The organism is Amycolatopsis sp. CA-161197 (assembly GCF_050942255.1).
Classification (GTDB): Bacteria; Actinomycetota; Actinomycetes; order Mycobacteriales; family Pseudonocardiaceae; genus Amycolatopsis.
The window spans coordinates 7669032-7684642 of the sequence record NZ_CP192059.1; the positions used below are offsets into that span (position 1 = coordinate 7669032).

Sequence of the window (15611 nt, forward strand, 5' to 3'; positions counted from 1 at the left end):
ATCGGGGACCGGGGCGGAAGGGGCACGGCGATGACCGAAGACCGGTGGATCCGGCGCTACCACCCGGCGGACGACGCACCGGTGCGCCTGGTGTTCCTGCCGCACGCGGGCGGTTCGGCGTCGTTCTTCCACCCGTTCTCGAAGGCGCTCTCGCCCGACGTCGACGTGCTCGCCGTGCAGTACCCTGGCCGGCAGGACCGCTTCGGCGAACCGCCGCTCACGCGGATCCCGGACCTCGCCGACGCCATCACCCAAGCCGTGCTGCCGTGGCTCGACGTGCCCGTGGTGCTCTTCGGCCACAGCATGGGCGCCACGCTCGCCTACGAAGTCGGCCTGCGGCTGGAGGCCCGGGGTTCCGGGCCGCACGCCGTGGTCGTCTCCGCCCGCCGCGCCCCGTCCCGCCCGGGCGACAACACCAAACACCTGCTCGACGACAATGCGTTGCTCGCCGAAGTCGCGAACCTCAGCGGCACCGACCCGCGCGTGCTCGCCGACGAAGAACTGCGTGCCCTCGTCCTGCCCGCGCTGCGCGCCGACTACACCGCCGTCGAAACCCACACCCACCCCGACGCCCCACCGCTGGCTGCGCCGATCCACGCGCACGCCGGCGCCGACGACCCGCGCGTGACCCCCGAAGACGTCCGCGCCTGGGCCGCCCACACCACCGGCGGTTTCGACTTCACGACCCACCCCGGCGGCCACTTCTACCTCACCGAGCATCTCGCCGACGTCGTGGCGGCACTGCGGAAGACCTTGGTGATCACCCAGTAGGGTGCGCGAAATGGGACTGCGAAAGCTCCTCACCGGGTTCGGCAAGACCCCCGCGTTCGCCGCGCTCGGCCGGGCGCTCGTCCCCGCCGACCGCCTGATGCTGCGCGTGACCGGTGGCCGCCTCGGCGTCGGCACGCCGCTGGGTCTGCCGGCCCTGCTGCTCACCACGGTCGGCCGCACGAGCGGTGAGCCGCGCCAGGTGCCGTTGCTCTACGTCGAACGCGACGGGGGCTACGTTGTGATCGGCTCCAACTGGGGCGGCGAGAAACAACCCGCGTGGTCGGCGAACCTGCTCGCCCAGCCCGAGGCGACGGTCAGCATGCGCGGGCGTACCACCCCGGTCCGCGGCCGGCTCCTCGAAGGCGACGAGCGCCAGGAGATGTGGGACGCCGTCGCCCGGTACTGGCCCGCCTACGACACGTACGCCGTGCGCGCCGCCCATCGCGAAATCCGGGTGTTCCTCCTCTCGCCCCGGTAGCTTGGGCCATTCGGCCGAGCGAAGGAGAGGCGGATGCCGCACTACGCGATCCTGATCTACGAACGCGAGACGCCCGGCGGCGTCGCGGATCTCCCGCCCGAGCTGCTTGAAGAGCACGCCCGCGTCGAGGACCGCATCACCGCTTCGGGCGGCACGCTGATCGCCGGGTACGCCACCCAGCCCTCGGCCATGACGCGGTCGCTTCGCGGCGCGTCGGTCACCCCCGGCGCCTTCGCGGTGAGCCCGGAAGCCATGGCCGGCTTCTTCATCGTCGACGCGCGCGACCTCGACCACGCCGTGGAGATCGGCGGTTTCGTCCCCGTGCTCGACGGCGGCGTCGAGGTCCGGCCGCTGCTCGGCGGCTGAGTCCGAACGGGCGGGCTTCAGCGAGTGAGCACCGGCGCCAGGCCGAACACCTCGAACACCCCGGGGTCCTGGAACACGACGGTGTGCGCGACGCGGCCGTCGGCGATCGAGAACACCTGCAGCGTGTGCAGGCGGAAGTCCGAGCCGTCCCAGCAGTAGGCGGCGAAGGCCGGCTGGCCGTTGGCGTGCGTACGCCGCAGCTGCCAGCGCGTGCCGCGCATCTCGAACACGCGCGCCATGAAGCGGGCGTAGTCGGCGCGGCCGCGGTACCAGAGCGGGACGGGCGGCATCTCCAGCACGACCTCGTCGGTCAGCAGAGAAACCAGCGCGTCGACGTCGGCCGCCTCGAAAGCGCGGACATAGCCGTCGATCACCTCGTCACCCGATTCGGTGAGCTCGTCGGCCGACACCCCGGCGACGCCGGTTCGCACGCGTTGCAAGGCGCTGTTCACCGAGGCCGCGGTGGTGCCGAGCAGTTCGGCGACCTCGACGGCGCTGAAGTCGAGCACGTCCCGCAACACGAGCACCGCGCGTTGACGCGGCGGCAACATCTGCATCGCCGCGACGAACGCGAGCCGCACGCCCGAGCGCGCGGCGGTGACGGCGGCCGGGTCGTCGGGCAGCGGCTGCAGCCACGGCACGTCGAACGCCGGCACCAGCGGCTGCAGCGGGTCTTCGCTCGGGCCGCCGAGTCCCGTCGGCAACGGCCGGCGTGCGCGGCCTTCGAGCGCGGTCAGGCACGCGTTGGTCGCGATGCGGTAGAGCCAGGTCCGGATCGAGGCGCGCGTGCTGTTGTAGCGATCCCACGCGCGCCAGGCGCGCAGCATCGTCTCCTGCACGAGGTCCTCGGCCTCGTGCACCGAGCCGAGCAGGCGGTAGCAGTGCACCACCAGCTCGGCCCGGTGCGGACCGGTGCTCGCCGCGAAGTCGGGCACGTCAGTGCGCCGGGGCGTTGCTGTAGGCGGCGACCGACCACGACCCGTCGGCGCGGGTCAGGACCCAGGTGGCGATGCGCTCGCGTTCGGCCGGCAGGGCGTCCTCGCCGGCGAACAGGATCCCGGCGCGGCTGACGACGATCGCGGTGTCGCCGTCCACGCGCACGTCCTGCGGCTCGTCGACGCCGCGGGAACCCTTGAGCGGACCGGCGAACGCGGCGCCCATGTACTCGCGCACGGCGGCACGGCCCTGGTGGAAGACGCCGGGCATCACCACGGTCGCGTTCTCGGTGTAGCGCGCGGCGAACGCGTCGGCGTCGTTGTCGGCCCACGCGGCGTAGAGGCCGGTCAGCAGATCGCGGATCTCGGTGGGGGTGGCGGTGGTGGTCATCGTGGCGGTCCCTTCCGTGAAGTGGTTTCGCAGGGACATACCTGCGGGCCGCCCGGAACTCATCGCCGAACCGGCAGGAACTTTTCGGCTCGCGATTGCAGGTACCGGCGTTCGGGCAGGCTCGACGTCCGTTTGGCCGCGCGGAGGTAGTGCGCGTGGGCCGCGTCGGTGTCGCCGGCGAGCTCCAGCAGGTGGGCGCGCACGGCGTCGAGGCGGTGGCCCTGCTTGAGCCGGCTGTCGTCCGCCACGGTGGCGAGCAGGGCCAGCGCGGCGGCCGGCCCGTCGACCATCGCGACGGCGATCGCCCGGTTGAGCGTCACGACCGGGCTCGGCGCGAGCTCCGCCAGCACGTTGTAGAGCTCGACGATCTGCGGCCAGTCCGTGGTCTCGGTGCTCGCCGCGCGGTCGTGCAGCGCGGCGATCGCGGCCTGCACCTGGTACGGCCCCACCGGTCCGCGCCCGAGCGTGCGGTTCACGAGCACGAGGCCCTCCGCGATCAGCGGCACCGTCCACAAGCGACGGTCCTGGTCGGCCAGTGGCAGCAACGCACCCTCGTGCGTCCGCGCGGGGCGGCGGGCGTCGGTGAGCAGCATCAGGGCGAGCAGTCCCGCGACCTCGCCGTCGTCGGGCAGCAGCGTGTGCACGGCGCGGGTCAGCCGGATCGCTTCCGCGGTCAGCTCCACGCGGTGCAGCTCCTCGCCCGAAGACGCGGTGTAGCCCTCGTTGAAGATCAGGTACAGCACGTGGAGCACGACCTGCAGCCGCGCGGGCCAGTCCTCGGCCGAGGGCTCGGCGAACGTCGACCCCGCGGCCGCGATGCTCTCCTTCGCGCGCGTGATCCGCCGCGTCATCGTGGCCTCGGGCACGAGGAACGCGGTCGCGATCTCCGCCGTGGTCAGGCCGCCCACCGCGCGCAACGTCAGCGCGACCTGCGAGCTCGGCGTCACCGCCGGATGGCAGCACAGGAACAGCAGCGTCAACGTGTCGTCGTGCTCCGGCGCGCGGTCCTCGCCCGGCCCGGCCACCTGGGTGACCTCTTGGACGGCCACGTTCTCCTCGCGCCGGCGCCGGGCGCTCTCGCTGCGCCACAAGTCGGTGAGCCGCCGGGTCGCGACGGTGAGCAGCCACGCGCGCGGGTTGTCCGGCACGTCTCCGTCGGCCCACTGCTCGACGGCCGCGAGCAACGCCTCCTGCACGGCGTCCTCGCACGCCTCGAACTGGCCGTACCGGCGCACCAGCACCCCGAGCACCTGCGGCACGAGCGGCCGGAGCAGGTCGACGTCCATCAGCCGGGCTCGATGTCGCTCTCGGCGTCGGCGTAGAACAGGATCGGCCGGACCTCGACACCGAGGCCCTCGATCCCGGCGTCGGGGATCATCGCGGCGACCTCGAGCGCGCGCTCCCGGCTCTCGCACTCCACCAGGTAGAAGCCCGCGAGGAACTCCTTCGACTCGATGAACGGCCCGTCGGTCACCGCCGGCACCCCGTCGCGGACGCGCACCACGGCACTGTCCGCGGGCGAACCGAGCGCCTGGGTGTTGATCATCTCGCCCGTCGCGCGGATCTTCGCCATGAAGTCACCCTGGCCGGCCATGACCGCGTTGCGGGTCTCCTCCGAGAGGCCGTCCCAGACCTCGGGGTTCATGTGCATGATCAGCAGGAACTTCACGACGTCCTCCCCGGTGCGGATCCCGACGAAGCCCAACCTAGCGTGTCCCGGACCACACCGCGGCGACGGTGCTACAGGCGCGCGGCGATCCCGTCGAGCAGGCAGTCGAGCCCGAGCTCGAACTGAACGTCTTCGGCGGGGGTGGCCGGGGCGTGGGGGTCGGCGCTGAGGAAGTCCTTGACCACGCGTTCGAGCAGCGGGAAACGCGGCTCCGCGTCGCTGAAGTCGACGAACCAGGCTCCGGCCAGTTCCTGGACGTCGCCGAGCCCGCGGAACCCCTGCCGCTGCCACATCTTCCGCTCCTCGGTCCGCTGCAGGGCCTGGCCGACGACGTAACCGTCGAGCAGCCGGTGGTAGGAGACCGCGGCCGGCAGGTCCTGGCCCAGCCCGACGAAGGTGCTCAGCACGAACTCCTGGCGGCGGCTCGCGTGCGGCCCGGCGGGCGGGCGCTGGTGCACGAGCTCGGCGAACCACGAGTGGCGTTTCATCATCGACCACGAGTCGTGCGCGACGCGCGAGAGCTCGGCACGCCAGTCCTCGCTCGGCTTCTCGGGGGTGGTGACCTCTGCGTTCGCGGCGTCGAGCATGAGGTCGACGAGGCCGTCCTTGTTGTGCACGTAGCGGTAGAGCGACATGGGCGTGGACGAGCCCAGCTCCTTCGCGACGGCGCGCATGGTGAGCGCGTCGGAGCCACCGGAGTCGGCGATCGCGATCGCGGTCTTCACGATCTCCGCGCGGCCGAGGCCCCACCGCCGTTCCGGTGGTTCGGGCAGCAGCCAGATCGGCGGGGTCGGGGTTCCCTGAGCGCTCAAGCGGCCTCCTGTCGGTTGCGTCGATCCTACTCGGCGTGTACAACGTACATAGAGTGTACGACGTACACACACGATCAATGGATGTCCGAGCCGGTCGAACTGGGGGTTGTCATGAACGAACGGACGCAGGTGCTGATCAGCGGCGGTGGGGTCGCCGGATTGACCGCCGCGCTGCTGCTGCACCACCACGGCGTGCGCGCGGTGCTGGTGGAGAAGCACGCGAGCACGTCACCGCAGCCGAAGGCGCGGCGGTTCAACCACCGCAGCAACGAGGTGTTCCGCGCGCTCGGCCTGAGCGACGCGGTGGCGGAGGCGAGTGCGCCGCTGGCGTCGTTCGCGGGGATGCTGAGCGGGCCGACGCTGGCCGAGGCGACGTGGCCGGAGGTCACGCCGGCAATGGAGGCCGGCATGGCGCAGTTCGGCCGGATGAACGATCAGAGCCCGGCGCCGAGCGTGCTCTGCCCGCAGGACGTGCTGGAGCCGGTATTGCGCCGCGCCGCGGAGGATCGTGGGGTTTCGGTGCGGTTCTCGACGGAGCTGGTGTCGTTCACGCAGTCCCTCTCGGAGGTCACGGCGTCGCTGCGTTCCGCCGGGGGCGAGATCTCGGAAGTGACGGCGGATTACCTGATCGCGGCCGACGGGGCGCGCAGCCCGGTCCGCGAGGCGCTGGGGATCCCGCGCAGCGGCTACGGCCACCTCGCGGACAACCTCGACATCGCCTTCCGCGCGGATCTCACGGATCTGGTGCGGGACAAGAAGTTCAACCTGTGCCGGATCGAGAACCCGGCGGCGTCGGGCGCGTTCGTGTCGGTGAACGGCACCGATCGGTGGCTGTTCTCCACGTCGGACTTCACCGGCTCCGCGACCCTGGGCGACGACGGCTGGCGCGACCTGCTGCGCACCGTGGTCGGCGTACCGGACCTCGACGTGGAGGTGCTGAGCCTGATGCCGTGGGAGTCGGGCATGTACGTGGCCGACCGCTACGCCGAGGGCCGCGTCTTCCTCGCCGGCGACGCCGCGCACGCCATGCCGCCCCTGGCCGCGGCCGGCGCGAACACCGCGATCGGCGACGTCCACAACCTGGCGTGGAAGCTCGCGGCCGTGCTCGCCGGGTCGGCGTCACCCGCGCTGCTCGACACCTACCACGCCGAACGCCGGCCCCTGGGCTACGCGACGGCCGAGTTCTCCAGCCGGATCAGCGGCCACCTGGGCACCATGATCACGTCCGTCACCAGCGGCGACGTCCCGGTCGACCCGGTCGCCGCCCTCTTCGGCGTGCAGTACGACGAGGGCGCCTTCGTCCCCGACACCCGCGGCCCCGCCCCCTCCGACCACTACGCACCGGCCGGCCGCCCCGGCACCCGCGTGCCCCACGCCTGGATCTCGTCTGGGATGTCCACTGTGGACGTCGCCGGCCCGGATTTCGTCCTCCTCACTCCGCCCGGCGAAACCCACTGGACCGCGACCGCCCACCACCTCGGCCTCCGCACGGTCTCGGTCCCCGACCCCACCTGGCTCACCTCCACCGCCCTCTCCCCCGACGGCGCCCTCCTCCTCCGCCCCGATGCCATCGTGGCGTGGCACTCGTCCTCCGACCTCCCCCTCGCCGACGCCTGCGCCCGCATCCTCGGCCACCCGGCGGCCGTCGTTGGCTGACCACTCCCAGGGGCGGCCGTCCACGCGGCTCGCCCACCGTGCCCAGCCTGGCTCGGCGGCCGAAGTACACGCCCGGATCCCCCCACGCCCACATGCACATCAGCCCGGACCAGGACCTCCCGGCGCGAACACCACCTGGTCCGGCCGACTCGCGAGGCGGTGGTCACCCACGAAGACATGACCGCCACGCAACCACCAACACAGGCAGCCACCCGAGCAAGCCGAGCTCACCGGCCGCAGCACCCCACCGCATCCCGCCCCAGCCCATATGGGCCACGGACCGGACCAGTGCCTGCCCGCACCTCCACACGAACACCACCTGGTCCGGCAACCCGGCCGAGCGGTGCTCGCCGACGAAGACATGACCGCCCCGCAACCACCAACACAGGCACCCGCCCGAGCAAACCGAGCTCACCGGCCGAAGTACCGCGCCGGATCCCCGACCCAGCCGACGTGCGCATCCGGCCGCACCAGCACCTCCCCGGCACCCCGTGCGAACACCACCCGCTCCGGCAATCCGGCCGGCCGGCGGTCACCGACGTACACAAACCGGCCACCCCGCAACTGCTCGTACAGCCGGCCCCCAGGAAGCACCCGGTCCTCGGCACGAGCTCCGACCAGACGATCAGCACCCTTCGGAGGCGCGTAACGAATACCCACCCCCGAGACAACCCCCGCGACGCGGCGGGCGAGCGGGCCCACGGACAACGCGGCGCCGAGGAGGCGGTTGCGGGCTTCGCGGAGCACGAGCGGCTTGATCATCGCCAGGCGGATGATCGCGCCGCTGCTGCGGAGCACGCGGCGGCCGACCGGGTGGCGCTCGATCTCGTACGTGTCGAGCAGCGTCTCCGGCATGCGGCCGGCCAGGACCTCGGCGAGTTTCCAGCTCAGGTTGGCCGCGTCCTGCAGGCCGGTGTTCATGCCCTGGCCGCCGGCGGGTGAGTGGACGTGGGCGGCGTCGCCGGCGAGGAAGACGTGGCCGGAGCGGTAGTGCGGGGCCTGGCGCTCGTCGCTGTGGAAGCGGGAGAGCCAGCGGGCGTCGTGCATGCCGAGGTCGGTGCCGAGGGAGCGGCGGGTGATGTCGCGGACCTCGTCGAGCGAGAGCGGCGCGTCGTCCGGCACCTGGGAGCGCCGGTCCCAGGCGAAGACGCGGTAGTAGCCGTCGCCGAAGGGGGCGACGAACGCGAAGCCGTCGCCGACGCCGTTGACCATGAGGAGGTCTTCGGGCGGCGAGGCGAGGGGGACGTCGGCCAGCATGATCGACTTCAGCACCGAACGGCCGGGGAACGGCAGGCCGAGCTGCCGGCGTACGACGCTGTGCAGGCCGTCGGTGCCGACGAGGTAGCGGGCGCGGTAGCGCGCGCCGTCGGCGGTGGTGACGTCGACGCCGTCGTGGTCCTGGGCGAGCGTGCGCACCTCGGCGCCCCACACGAACTTCGCGCCCAGCCGCTCGGCGCGCGAACGCAGGATCTCCTCGGTGTGGGTCTGCGGGGTGATCAGCAGGTAGCCGTAGCGCGAGGGCAGCTTCGCGAGGTCGATCTCGACCCGGTCGAACAGCCGCAGCTCACGCAGCCGCGCGCCGGTGGCGATGAGCTCGTCGGCGACGCCGCGCACGTCGAGGTGCTCCAGCGTGCGGGCGTGCACCCCGAACGCCCGGGTCAGGTTCGATCCCGTGGTCCGCCGTTCGAGCACCGTCACGGCCACGCCCGCCTCGGCGAGATCCCCGGCGAGCAGCAGCCCGACGGGTCCGGCTCCGACCACCAGCACTTCCGATTCCATGCCGACCCCCAAGTCAACATCCGTTTGCCAACAACTGTTGGCATTCAGTAGACGCCCTGGTACTAGCCCTGTCAACACCTGTTGGCCTACAGTTGTTGGCATGACCTCGGCCCGACCCCGGCGCTCCGACGCGACGCGCGCCGCCATCCTCGACGCCGCCCGCGAGCGCTTCGCCGCGGACGGGTACGAGCGCGCGACGATCCGCGCGATCGCGGCCGACGCGGCCATCGACCCGTCGATGGTGATGCGCTACTACGGCTCCAAGGAGAAGCTCTTCGCGGCCGCGGCCCACTTCGACCTGCGCCTGCCCGACTTCACGCAGCTGCCGCTCGAAAACATCGGCACGCTGCTCGCCCGGCACGTGCTGGCGCGCTGGTCGGGCGACGAGACGCTGTTCGCGCTCCTGCGCGCGGGCGTCACCAACGAGACGGCGGCCGGACGCATGCGCTCGATCTTCGCCGACCAGCTCGGACCGCAGGTCGCGAAGGTGTGCCCGGATCCCGCCGAGGCGCCGGTGCGCGCCGGGCTGATCTCGTCGCAGGTGCTGGGCCTGGCGCTGTGCCGGTTCGTGCTGCGGCTACCGCCGGTCGCGGAGATGACCGACGACGAGGCCGTGCGCTGGCTCGGGCCGACGCTGCAGCGCTACCTCGTGGGGTACTGAGCTCCCTCGAAGCTCACTCGAACCGCGTCGCGTCGCCCGCGCCGTAGCGGACGATCTCCGCCTCGCCGGACGAGAAGTCGACCACCGTGGTCGGTTCGACGCCGCAGTCGCCGGAGTCGAGCACCGCGTCGAGCTGGTGATCGAGCTCTTCCTTGATCTCCCAGCCCTGGGTGAGGGGCTCGCCGGAGTCGGGCAGCAGCAGCGTGCTCGACAGGATCGGCTCTCCGAGCTCGGCCAGCAGCGCCTGCGTGACCACGTGCTCCGGGATGCGCACGCCGACCGTCTTCTTCTTCGCGTGCATCAACCGCCGCGGCACTTCCTTCGTCGCGGGGAGGATGAACGTGTACGGCCCGGGCGTGGTGGCCTTGATCGCGCGGAACACCGCGTTGTCCACATGCACGAACTGCCCGAGCTGGGCGAAGTCCTGGCAAACGAGCGTGAAGTGGTGGCGGTGGTCGAGCTTGCGGATCGCCCGGATCCGCTCCATGCCCTCCTGGTTGCCGAGCCGGCAGCCGAGCGCGAAGCACGAGTCGGTGGGGTACGCGATGAGCCCGTCTTCGCGAAGCAGGTCCACAACCTGGGCCAGCGAGCGCCGCTGCGGGTTCTGCGGGTGCACGTCGAAGTAGCGGGCCATGCGCCGAGCTTAGGGGTGATCCACCTCGGGGGTCGGGCGGGCGCGCCAGCGCGCGGCGAGGCAAAGTGTCCGCGTGCACGCTCTCTGGTCCACGGACGAACAGTGGTCACTGCTGCTCCCCGTGCTGCTCGCCCTGGTGCTGAGCACGGCGATCGGCCTCGAGCGCGAGGTCGGCAACAAACAGGCCGGCCTGCGCACACACACGCTGGTGGGCGTGGGGTCGGCGGTGTTCATGCTCGTGTCGAAGTACGGGTTCGCCGATCTGCTGAACACCGAGCACGTGGCGCTCGACCCGTCGCGGATCGCGGCGCAGATCGTCTCGGGCATCGGGTTCGTCGGCGGCGGGCTGATCTTCGTGCGCCGCGACGCCGTGCGCGGGCTCACGACGGCCGCGACGGTGTGGCTCGCGGCGGCCGTCGGCGTCGCGTGCGGCGCGGGGCTGCCCGTGCTCGCGGTGGCGACGACCGTCGGACTGATCGTGATCACTCGCGGTTTCCCGCCCCTTTCCCGGTTCGTGGCACGGCATCGGCGTGAACCACCCATTCTGCGGCTGAGCTACTCCGATGGGCACGGAGTTTTGCGAAACGTTCTCGCGAGCTGTACCGAACGCGGCTGGGTGGTCCACCAGGTGGCGGTCGACAGGGAGACGGTTTCCGAAGAGGGGCAACGGATCGCGGTCGTCACGCTGCGCCTGCAGGGCCGCGGTGATCTCGCGGAATTGACGGCGGAACTCGCGGAACTGGCCGGTGTGCGGAGCACCGCGACGGGCGCGGAAGATCCACTCGAAGATTGATCGCGTGCCTGTCCACACAGCGGCCCGGTCTTCGGGCACACTGGACGGCACACGGAAACCTCGGTGCGGCAACGAAAAAAACGCGCCCGGGGAGAAACCATCCAAATGGGAGGTGAGGCCATGGCCCCCGAAGGTGGCGAGGACCTGATGTCCGTCGAGCCGCGTTTCGAACCGGCTTGGCGCGGCTATCACCGAGGCCAGGTCAAGGAATTCGTGGCCTGGGCCCAGGAAGAGCTCCGCCGCGTGGCGGCCGAACGCGACGCGGCGATGCGCCGCTCGGCCCGGCTGGCGGAGCACAACCGCGAGCTGCACGCGACGATCGACCGCATCAGCCGCACCCCCATAGAAGCCGACGCGCTCCAGGAACGATCACGGCGCATGATCGAGCTGACTCGCGAAGAAGCTTCGGAAATCATCGCGCGCGCAAAGGAAAAGGCGGAGCAGACGCGGCTCGACGCCGAGGCCGAGGCCGTGCGGCTCACCGAGAAGGAACGCGCGCTCGTCGCCGCGACCGAGGAAGATCGCCGTCGCCAGCAGGCCGCGCACGAGGAGTTCATGCGCCGCGCGGCCGCCGAACGCGCCGCCGCCGACGAGGCCGCCGCCACGCGGCGCCGCCGCATGGAGGACGACCTCACCGAGGCCCTGCACCAGCGCCGCACCGCAACGATCACCGAACTGGACACCCAGCGCACGAAAACGCTGCGCGAGCTCGACGCCCACCGCACCGAGACGGTGCGGAACCTGAACGCGCAGCGCACCGAAACGCTGCGCAAGCTGGAGACCGAACGCGTCGAAACCGAGCGGGCGCTGGCTGCCCAGCGCACGGAAACCCTGCGCGACCTGGAGAACCAGCGCACGGAAACCCACCGTGTGCTCGCCGCGCAGATCGCGGAAGCGCAGACGGAGGCCGACGCCCGGGTCCGTCGCGCGACCGAGCACGCCAACGACATCGTCACCCAGGCCGACGATCGCGTCGCCGAACTGACGGCCATCCACCACCGCCTGAAAACGGCGCTCACCGGCACGCGCGAGCTCCTCGCGTCGGCGACCGCCGCGCTCGACCCGCAGCCCGGCGACACCGACCCCCCCGTGCCCGTCCAGCGCCGCAAACCGGCGCTCACCGAGGCAACCGCAACCGGCTGACCTGCGGTTGTCTCACTCCTGCAACTTCTTCCGGGCAGCCTGAGCACGCGGCGCCGCCCCGGCTTTTCACCCCGGCCCCGGCGTGGAGCGCCCCGCCGAGATCACGTGCGCCCCTAAGTTGGGGCCATGACCATCACCGGGCCGAGGACGTCGACGCGGTTGCTGCTCGTCGTCGTGTGCGTGGTGGTGCTGGCCACGGCGACCACGCTCGCCAACCGGGTCCTGCCGGGCTGGGCGTACCCGATCTGCGGTGCGGTGACGGCGGCGGTGCTGCTCGCGCTCGCGTTCGGCGCCGGGTACACGTCGGCCGACCTCGGCGTCAGCCGCGCGACGCTCGGGCGGGCGGCCGTCACCGGGTTGATCGGGGCGGCGTTCTTCCTGGTCGTCTTCGGCATCGCGGCCGCGGTGCCGGCGTTGCGGACCGTCTACGACGACGGGCGCGTCGGCGACCCCGACCTGTCGCAACTGCTGTGGCTCACGCTCGGGCGGATCACGTTCGGCACGGTGATCGTGGAGGAGATCGCGTTCCGCGGCGTGCTGCCGGCGCTGCTCGGCGCGCGTGACGACCGCTGGCGGTGGGGGCCGATCCTCGGGGCGTCGGCGTTCTTCGGGCTGTGGCACTTCCTGCCGGCGCTGGCCGTCGGGCGCAACGCGGCCGTGCACGCGGCGTTGGGCGGCATCCCGACGCAGCTGTTGCAGGTGCTCGCGATGGTCGCGGCCGCCGCGGCGGGTGTCTTCCTGTACGCGTGGCGGCACTTCGGCCGGGGCGTGCTGGCGTCGGTGCTGGTGCACTTCACGACGAACGTCGGCGGGCTCGTCATCGCGGTGGCCGTCCGGGCGTGAATACGCATACCCCGTATCGGATACGTGGGGTGGGTATACTCGACGACGTACGGGTGCGAACGAAGGGGACGATGCGCGATGACGGGCTACGGCAACGAGCGGGATGCCTATCTGAAGCGTCTGCGCCGCATCGAGGGACAGATCCGGGGCCTGCAACGCATGGTCGAGGAGGACAAGTACTGCATCGACATCCTCACGCAGGTGTCGGCGGCCACGAAGGCGCTGCAGTCGTTCTCGCTCGAGTTGCTCGACGAGCACCTGGCCACCTGCGTCGTGGAGGCCGCGGCGGCCGGCGGTGAGGAAGCCGATCTGAAGGTCCGCGAGGCCTCCGACGCGATCGCGCGGCTGGTCCGCTCGTAGGTTCGGACGGTGAAATCCGGACCGTGAAATTCGGACACTGAAAGAGGGGCACCCCGGCCGGGGTGCCCCTCTTTTGTGTGCGGTTCAGCGTGCGGCGCGGAAGCCGCGCAGGCGGAGGCTGTTCGAGACCACGAACACCGACGAAACGGCCATGGCAGCCCCGGCGATCATCGGGTTGAGCAGGCCGAACGCCGCCAGCGGCAGAGCCGCGACGTTGTAGGCGAAAGCCCAGAACAGATTGCCCTTGATCGTGCCGAGCGTGCGCCGCGCGAGGCGGATGGCGTCGACGGCGGCGCGCAGGTCACCGCGGACGAGAGTGAGGTCGCCGGCCTCGATGGCGGCGTCGGTGCCGGTGCCCATGGACAGGCCGAGGTCGGCTTGGGCGAGGGCGGCGGCGTCGTTGACGCCGTCGCCGACCATGGCGACCACGCGGCCCTCGGACTGCAGCCGCTTGACCACCGCGACCTTGTCTTCGGGCAGGACCTCGGCGATGACCTCGTCGATCCCGGCGGCCTGCGCGATGGCCTGAGCGGCGCCCGCGTTGTCACCGGTCAGCAGGACCGGGGTGAGGCCGAGCGCGCGCAGCTCGGCGACGGCTCGGGCCGAGGTGGGTTTGATCGTGTCGGCGACGACCAGCACGGCTTGGGCCGCGCCGTCCCAGGCCACGAACACCGCCGTGGCGCCCTGCTGCTCGGCCGCCGACTTGGCGTCGGCGAGCGGACCGTCGACGTGAATGCCCCAGTCGGCCAGGAAGGCGGCGCGGCCGGCGAGGACGGCGGTGCCGTCGACGAGGCCGGTGACGCCGAGGCCCTCGGTCGAGCGGAACTCCTGGACCGCGGGCAGTTCGCCGACGCGGTCGCGGGCGCCGGCCACGATGGCCTTCGCGATGGGGTGCTCGGAGGCGTCTTCGACGGCTCCGGCGTAGCGCAGGACCTCGGCCTCCGTGACGCCCTCGGCGGCGTGGACGGCGGTGAGGCTCATGCGACCGGTGGTGACGGTGCCGGTTTTGTCGAGCACGACGGTGTCGACGCGCCGGGTGGACTCGAGCACCTCGGGGCCCTTGATCAGGATGCCGAGCTGCGCGCCGCGGCCGGTGCCGACCAGCAGCGCCGTGGGCGTGGCCAGGCCGAGCGCGCAGGGGCAGGCGATGATCAGCACGGCGACCGCGGCGGTGAAGGCTTCGGCGACGTCGCCGCCACCGGCCAGCCACACGACGAGTGTGATCAGAGCGAGCATGAGCACGATCGGGACGAAGATCCCGGACACCCGGTCGGCCAGCCGCTGGACGGCGGCCTTGCCGTTCTGGGCTTCCTCGACGAGGCGCGCCATCTGGGCGAGGCGGGTGTCGGCGCCGATCCGGGTGGCTTTCACGACCAGGCGGCCGCCGACGTTCACGGTCGCGCCGGTCACGGCGTCGCCGGCGGCGACTTCGACGGGCACGGACTCGCCGGTGATCATGCTGAGGTCGACCGCGGAGCTGCCTTCGGTGACCACGCCATCGGTGGCGATCTTCTCGCCGGGCCGGACGACGAAGCTGTCGCCCACGCGCAGTTCGCTCACGGGGACCCGACGCTCGGTGCCGTTCCGGAGGACGGTGACGTCCTTCGCGCCGAGCTCGAACAACGCTCGCAGGGCGGCGCCGGAGCGGCGCTTGGCGCGGGCTTCGAAGTAGCGGCCGGCGAGGATGAACGTGGTGACGCCGGAGGCAACCTCGAGGTAGATGCTGTTCGTGCCCATCCCCGGCGTCGCGGTCAGGGTGAAGGCGTCGCGCATCCCGGTCATGCCGGCGGTGCCGAAGAACAGGGCGTAGAGCGACCAGAGCGTGGCCGCGGAGACGCCGAGGGAGATCAGCGTGTCCATGGTCGCGGCGCCGTGGCGCAGGTTGGTCCACGCGGCGCGGTGGAACGGGAACGCGCCCCACACCACGACCGGCGCGGCCAGGGTGAGCGAGAGCCACTGCCAGTTGTCGAACTGCAGCGCGGGGACCATCGCGAGCAGGATCACCGGCACCGTCAGCAGCGCCGAGTAGACGAGCCGGTCGCGCAGGGGACGCGTCTCGTCGTCGGGCTCGGGCGCTTCGGGCTTCTCGGGCTCGGGGCGCTGCGCCGTGTAGCCGGTGGCCTCGACGACGCCGACCAGGTCGTCGACCGAGATCGTGGCCGGGAACTCGACGTGGGCCTTCTCGGTGGCGTAGTTGACGCTCGCCGTGACCCCGTCGACCTTGTTCAGCTTGCGCTCCACGCGGGCGGCGCACGAGGCGCACGTCATCCCGCCGATGACGAGCTCGACCGTCTGTGGAGCGTGTGTCGTCGTGGTCATG

At 71.7% G+C, this 15611-nt stretch carries 17 protein-coding genes; 9 read left to right on the forward strand and 8 right to left on the reverse strand.

The genetic code is table 11. The annotated features are described in order from the left end of the window. The first annotated feature begins 30 nt into the window (after window positions 1-30). Genes ACQPXB_RS36230 through ACQPXB_RS36240 form a run of 3 tightly spaced genes read left to right on the forward strand, consistent with a single transcriptional unit; the run spans window position 31 to window position 1615 of the window. Entirely contained in the window at window positions 31-771 is a 741-nt protein-coding gene (locus tag ACQPXB_RS36230) for a thioesterase II family protein (protein WP_432846043.1), read from the forward strand. Between the two features lie 10 nt (window positions 772-781). Continuing rightward, window positions 782-1249 carry a nitroreductase family deazaflavin-dependent oxidoreductase gene (locus ACQPXB_RS36235; protein ID WP_366590349.1) on the forward strand — a complete coding sequence of 156 codons (468 nt, stop codon included), beginning with the start codon at window positions 782-784 and terminating at the stop codon, window positions 1247-1249. Between the two features lie 33 nt (window positions 1250-1282). Then, the gene (locus tag ACQPXB_RS36240) at window positions 1283-1615 is read left to right on the forward strand and encodes a YciI family protein (RefSeq protein ID WP_366590347.1); all 333 of its coding nucleotides are present in this window, start codon (window positions 1283-1285) and stop codon (window positions 1613-1615) included. Window positions 1616-1632: 17 nt separating this feature from the next. Here ACQPXB_RS36240 and ACQPXB_RS36245 read toward each other — a convergent pair whose 3' ends face one another. From ACQPXB_RS36245 to ACQPXB_RS36265, 5 genes are all read right to left on the reverse strand, one after another. Then, entirely contained in the window at window positions 1633-2550 is a 918-nt protein-coding gene (locus ACQPXB_RS36245) for a sigma-70 family RNA polymerase sigma factor (protein ID WP_432846044.1), read from the reverse strand. 1 nt (window position 2551) lies between these two features. Continuing rightward, a complete protein-coding gene (locus ACQPXB_RS36250; protein ID WP_366590343.1) occupies window positions 2552-2941 on the reverse strand; it encodes an SgcJ/EcaC family oxidoreductase in 390 nt (129 codons plus the stop codon). Between the two features lie 59 nt (window positions 2942-3000). Then, the gene (locus tag ACQPXB_RS36255) at window positions 3001-4227 is read right to left on the reverse strand and encodes an RNA polymerase sigma factor (RefSeq protein ID WP_432846045.1); all 1227 of its coding nucleotides are present in this window, start codon (window positions 4225-4227) and stop codon (window positions 3001-3003) included. Further along, window positions 4227-4610, reverse strand: a complete 384-nt coding sequence (locus ACQPXB_RS36260) for a YciI family protein (RefSeq protein WP_366590338.1) — start codon at window positions 4608-4610, stop codon at window positions 4227-4229. The genes ACQPXB_RS36255 and ACQPXB_RS36260 overlap by 1 nt, the downstream gene beginning before the upstream one ends. Window positions 4611-4681: 71 nt before the next feature. After that, a complete protein-coding gene (locus ACQPXB_RS36265; protein WP_366590335.1) occupies window positions 4682-5422 on the reverse strand; it encodes a TetR/AcrR family transcriptional regulator in 741 nt (246 codons plus the stop codon). Window positions 5423-5503: 81 nt separating this feature from the next. Here ACQPXB_RS36265 and ACQPXB_RS36270 point away from each other — a divergent pair, with 81 nt between their 5' ends. After that, the gene (locus ACQPXB_RS36270) at window positions 5504-7078 is read left to right on the forward strand and encodes an FAD-dependent monooxygenase (RefSeq protein ID WP_432846046.1); all 1575 of its coding nucleotides are present in this window, start codon (window positions 5504-5506) and stop codon (window positions 7076-7078) included. A 411-nt stretch (window positions 7079-7489) separates the two neighbouring features. Here the strand turns inward: ACQPXB_RS36270 and ACQPXB_RS36275 are convergent, their stop codons facing one another. Then, window positions 7490-8845: an FAD-dependent monooxygenase gene (locus ACQPXB_RS36275; protein WP_432846047.1), complete on the reverse strand. Its 1356-nt coding sequence runs from the start codon at window positions 8843-8845 to the stop codon at window positions 7490-7492. 112 nt (window positions 8846-8957) lie between these two features. Between ACQPXB_RS36275 and ACQPXB_RS36280 the strand changes: the two genes are divergently transcribed. Next, window positions 8958-9518, forward strand: coding sequence for a TetR family transcriptional regulator (locus ACQPXB_RS36280; RefSeq protein ID WP_432846048.1), 561 nt, complete (start codon window positions 8958-8960; stop codon window positions 9516-9518). 13 nt (window positions 9519-9531) lie between these two features. Here ACQPXB_RS36280 and ACQPXB_RS36285 read toward each other — a convergent pair whose 3' ends face one another. Continuing rightward, window positions 9532-10152: an L-threonylcarbamoyladenylate synthase gene (locus ACQPXB_RS36285; RefSeq protein ID WP_366590326.1), complete on the reverse strand. Its 621-nt coding sequence runs from the start codon at window positions 10150-10152 to the stop codon at window positions 9532-9534. A 73-nt stretch (window positions 10153-10225) separates the two neighbouring features. On the opposite strand from ACQPXB_RS36285, the gene ACQPXB_RS36290 reads away from it, so the two are divergent. The 4 genes from ACQPXB_RS36290 to ACQPXB_RS36305 all read left to right on the forward strand — a co-directional run bounded on the left by ACQPXB_RS36290 (window position 10226) and on the right by ACQPXB_RS36305 (window position 13291). Beyond that, window positions 10226-10945 (forward strand): MgtC/SapB family protein, encoded by a 720-nt coding sequence (locus ACQPXB_RS36290; protein ID WP_432846049.1) that lies wholly within the window; start codon window positions 10226-10228, stop codon window positions 10943-10945. 120 nt (window positions 10946-11065) lie between these two features. Beyond that, window positions 11066-12088 carry a hypothetical protein gene (locus tag ACQPXB_RS36295; protein WP_432846050.1) on the forward strand — a complete coding sequence of 341 codons (1023 nt, stop codon included), beginning with the start codon at window positions 11066-11068 and terminating at the stop codon, window positions 12086-12088. A 126-nt stretch (window positions 12089-12214) separates the two neighbouring features. After that, window positions 12215-12931 (forward strand): CPBP family intramembrane glutamic endopeptidase, encoded by a 717-nt coding sequence (locus ACQPXB_RS36300; RefSeq protein ID WP_432846051.1) that lies wholly within the window; start codon window positions 12215-12217, stop codon window positions 12929-12931. Window positions 12932-13009: 78 nt separating this feature from the next. Further along, the gene (locus ACQPXB_RS36305) at window positions 13010-13291 is read left to right on the forward strand and encodes a metal-sensitive transcriptional regulator (RefSeq protein ID WP_366590316.1); all 282 of its coding nucleotides are present in this window, start codon (window positions 13010-13012) and stop codon (window positions 13289-13291) included. An 84-nt stretch (window positions 13292-13375) separates the two neighbouring features. On the opposite strand, the gene ACQPXB_RS36310 is transcribed toward ACQPXB_RS36305, so the two are convergent. Continuing rightward, a complete protein-coding gene (locus ACQPXB_RS36310) occupies window positions 13376-15610 on the reverse strand; it encodes a heavy metal translocating P-type ATPase (RefSeq protein ID WP_432846052.1) in 2235 nt (744 codons plus the stop codon). Window position 15611: the final 1 nt, after the last annotated feature.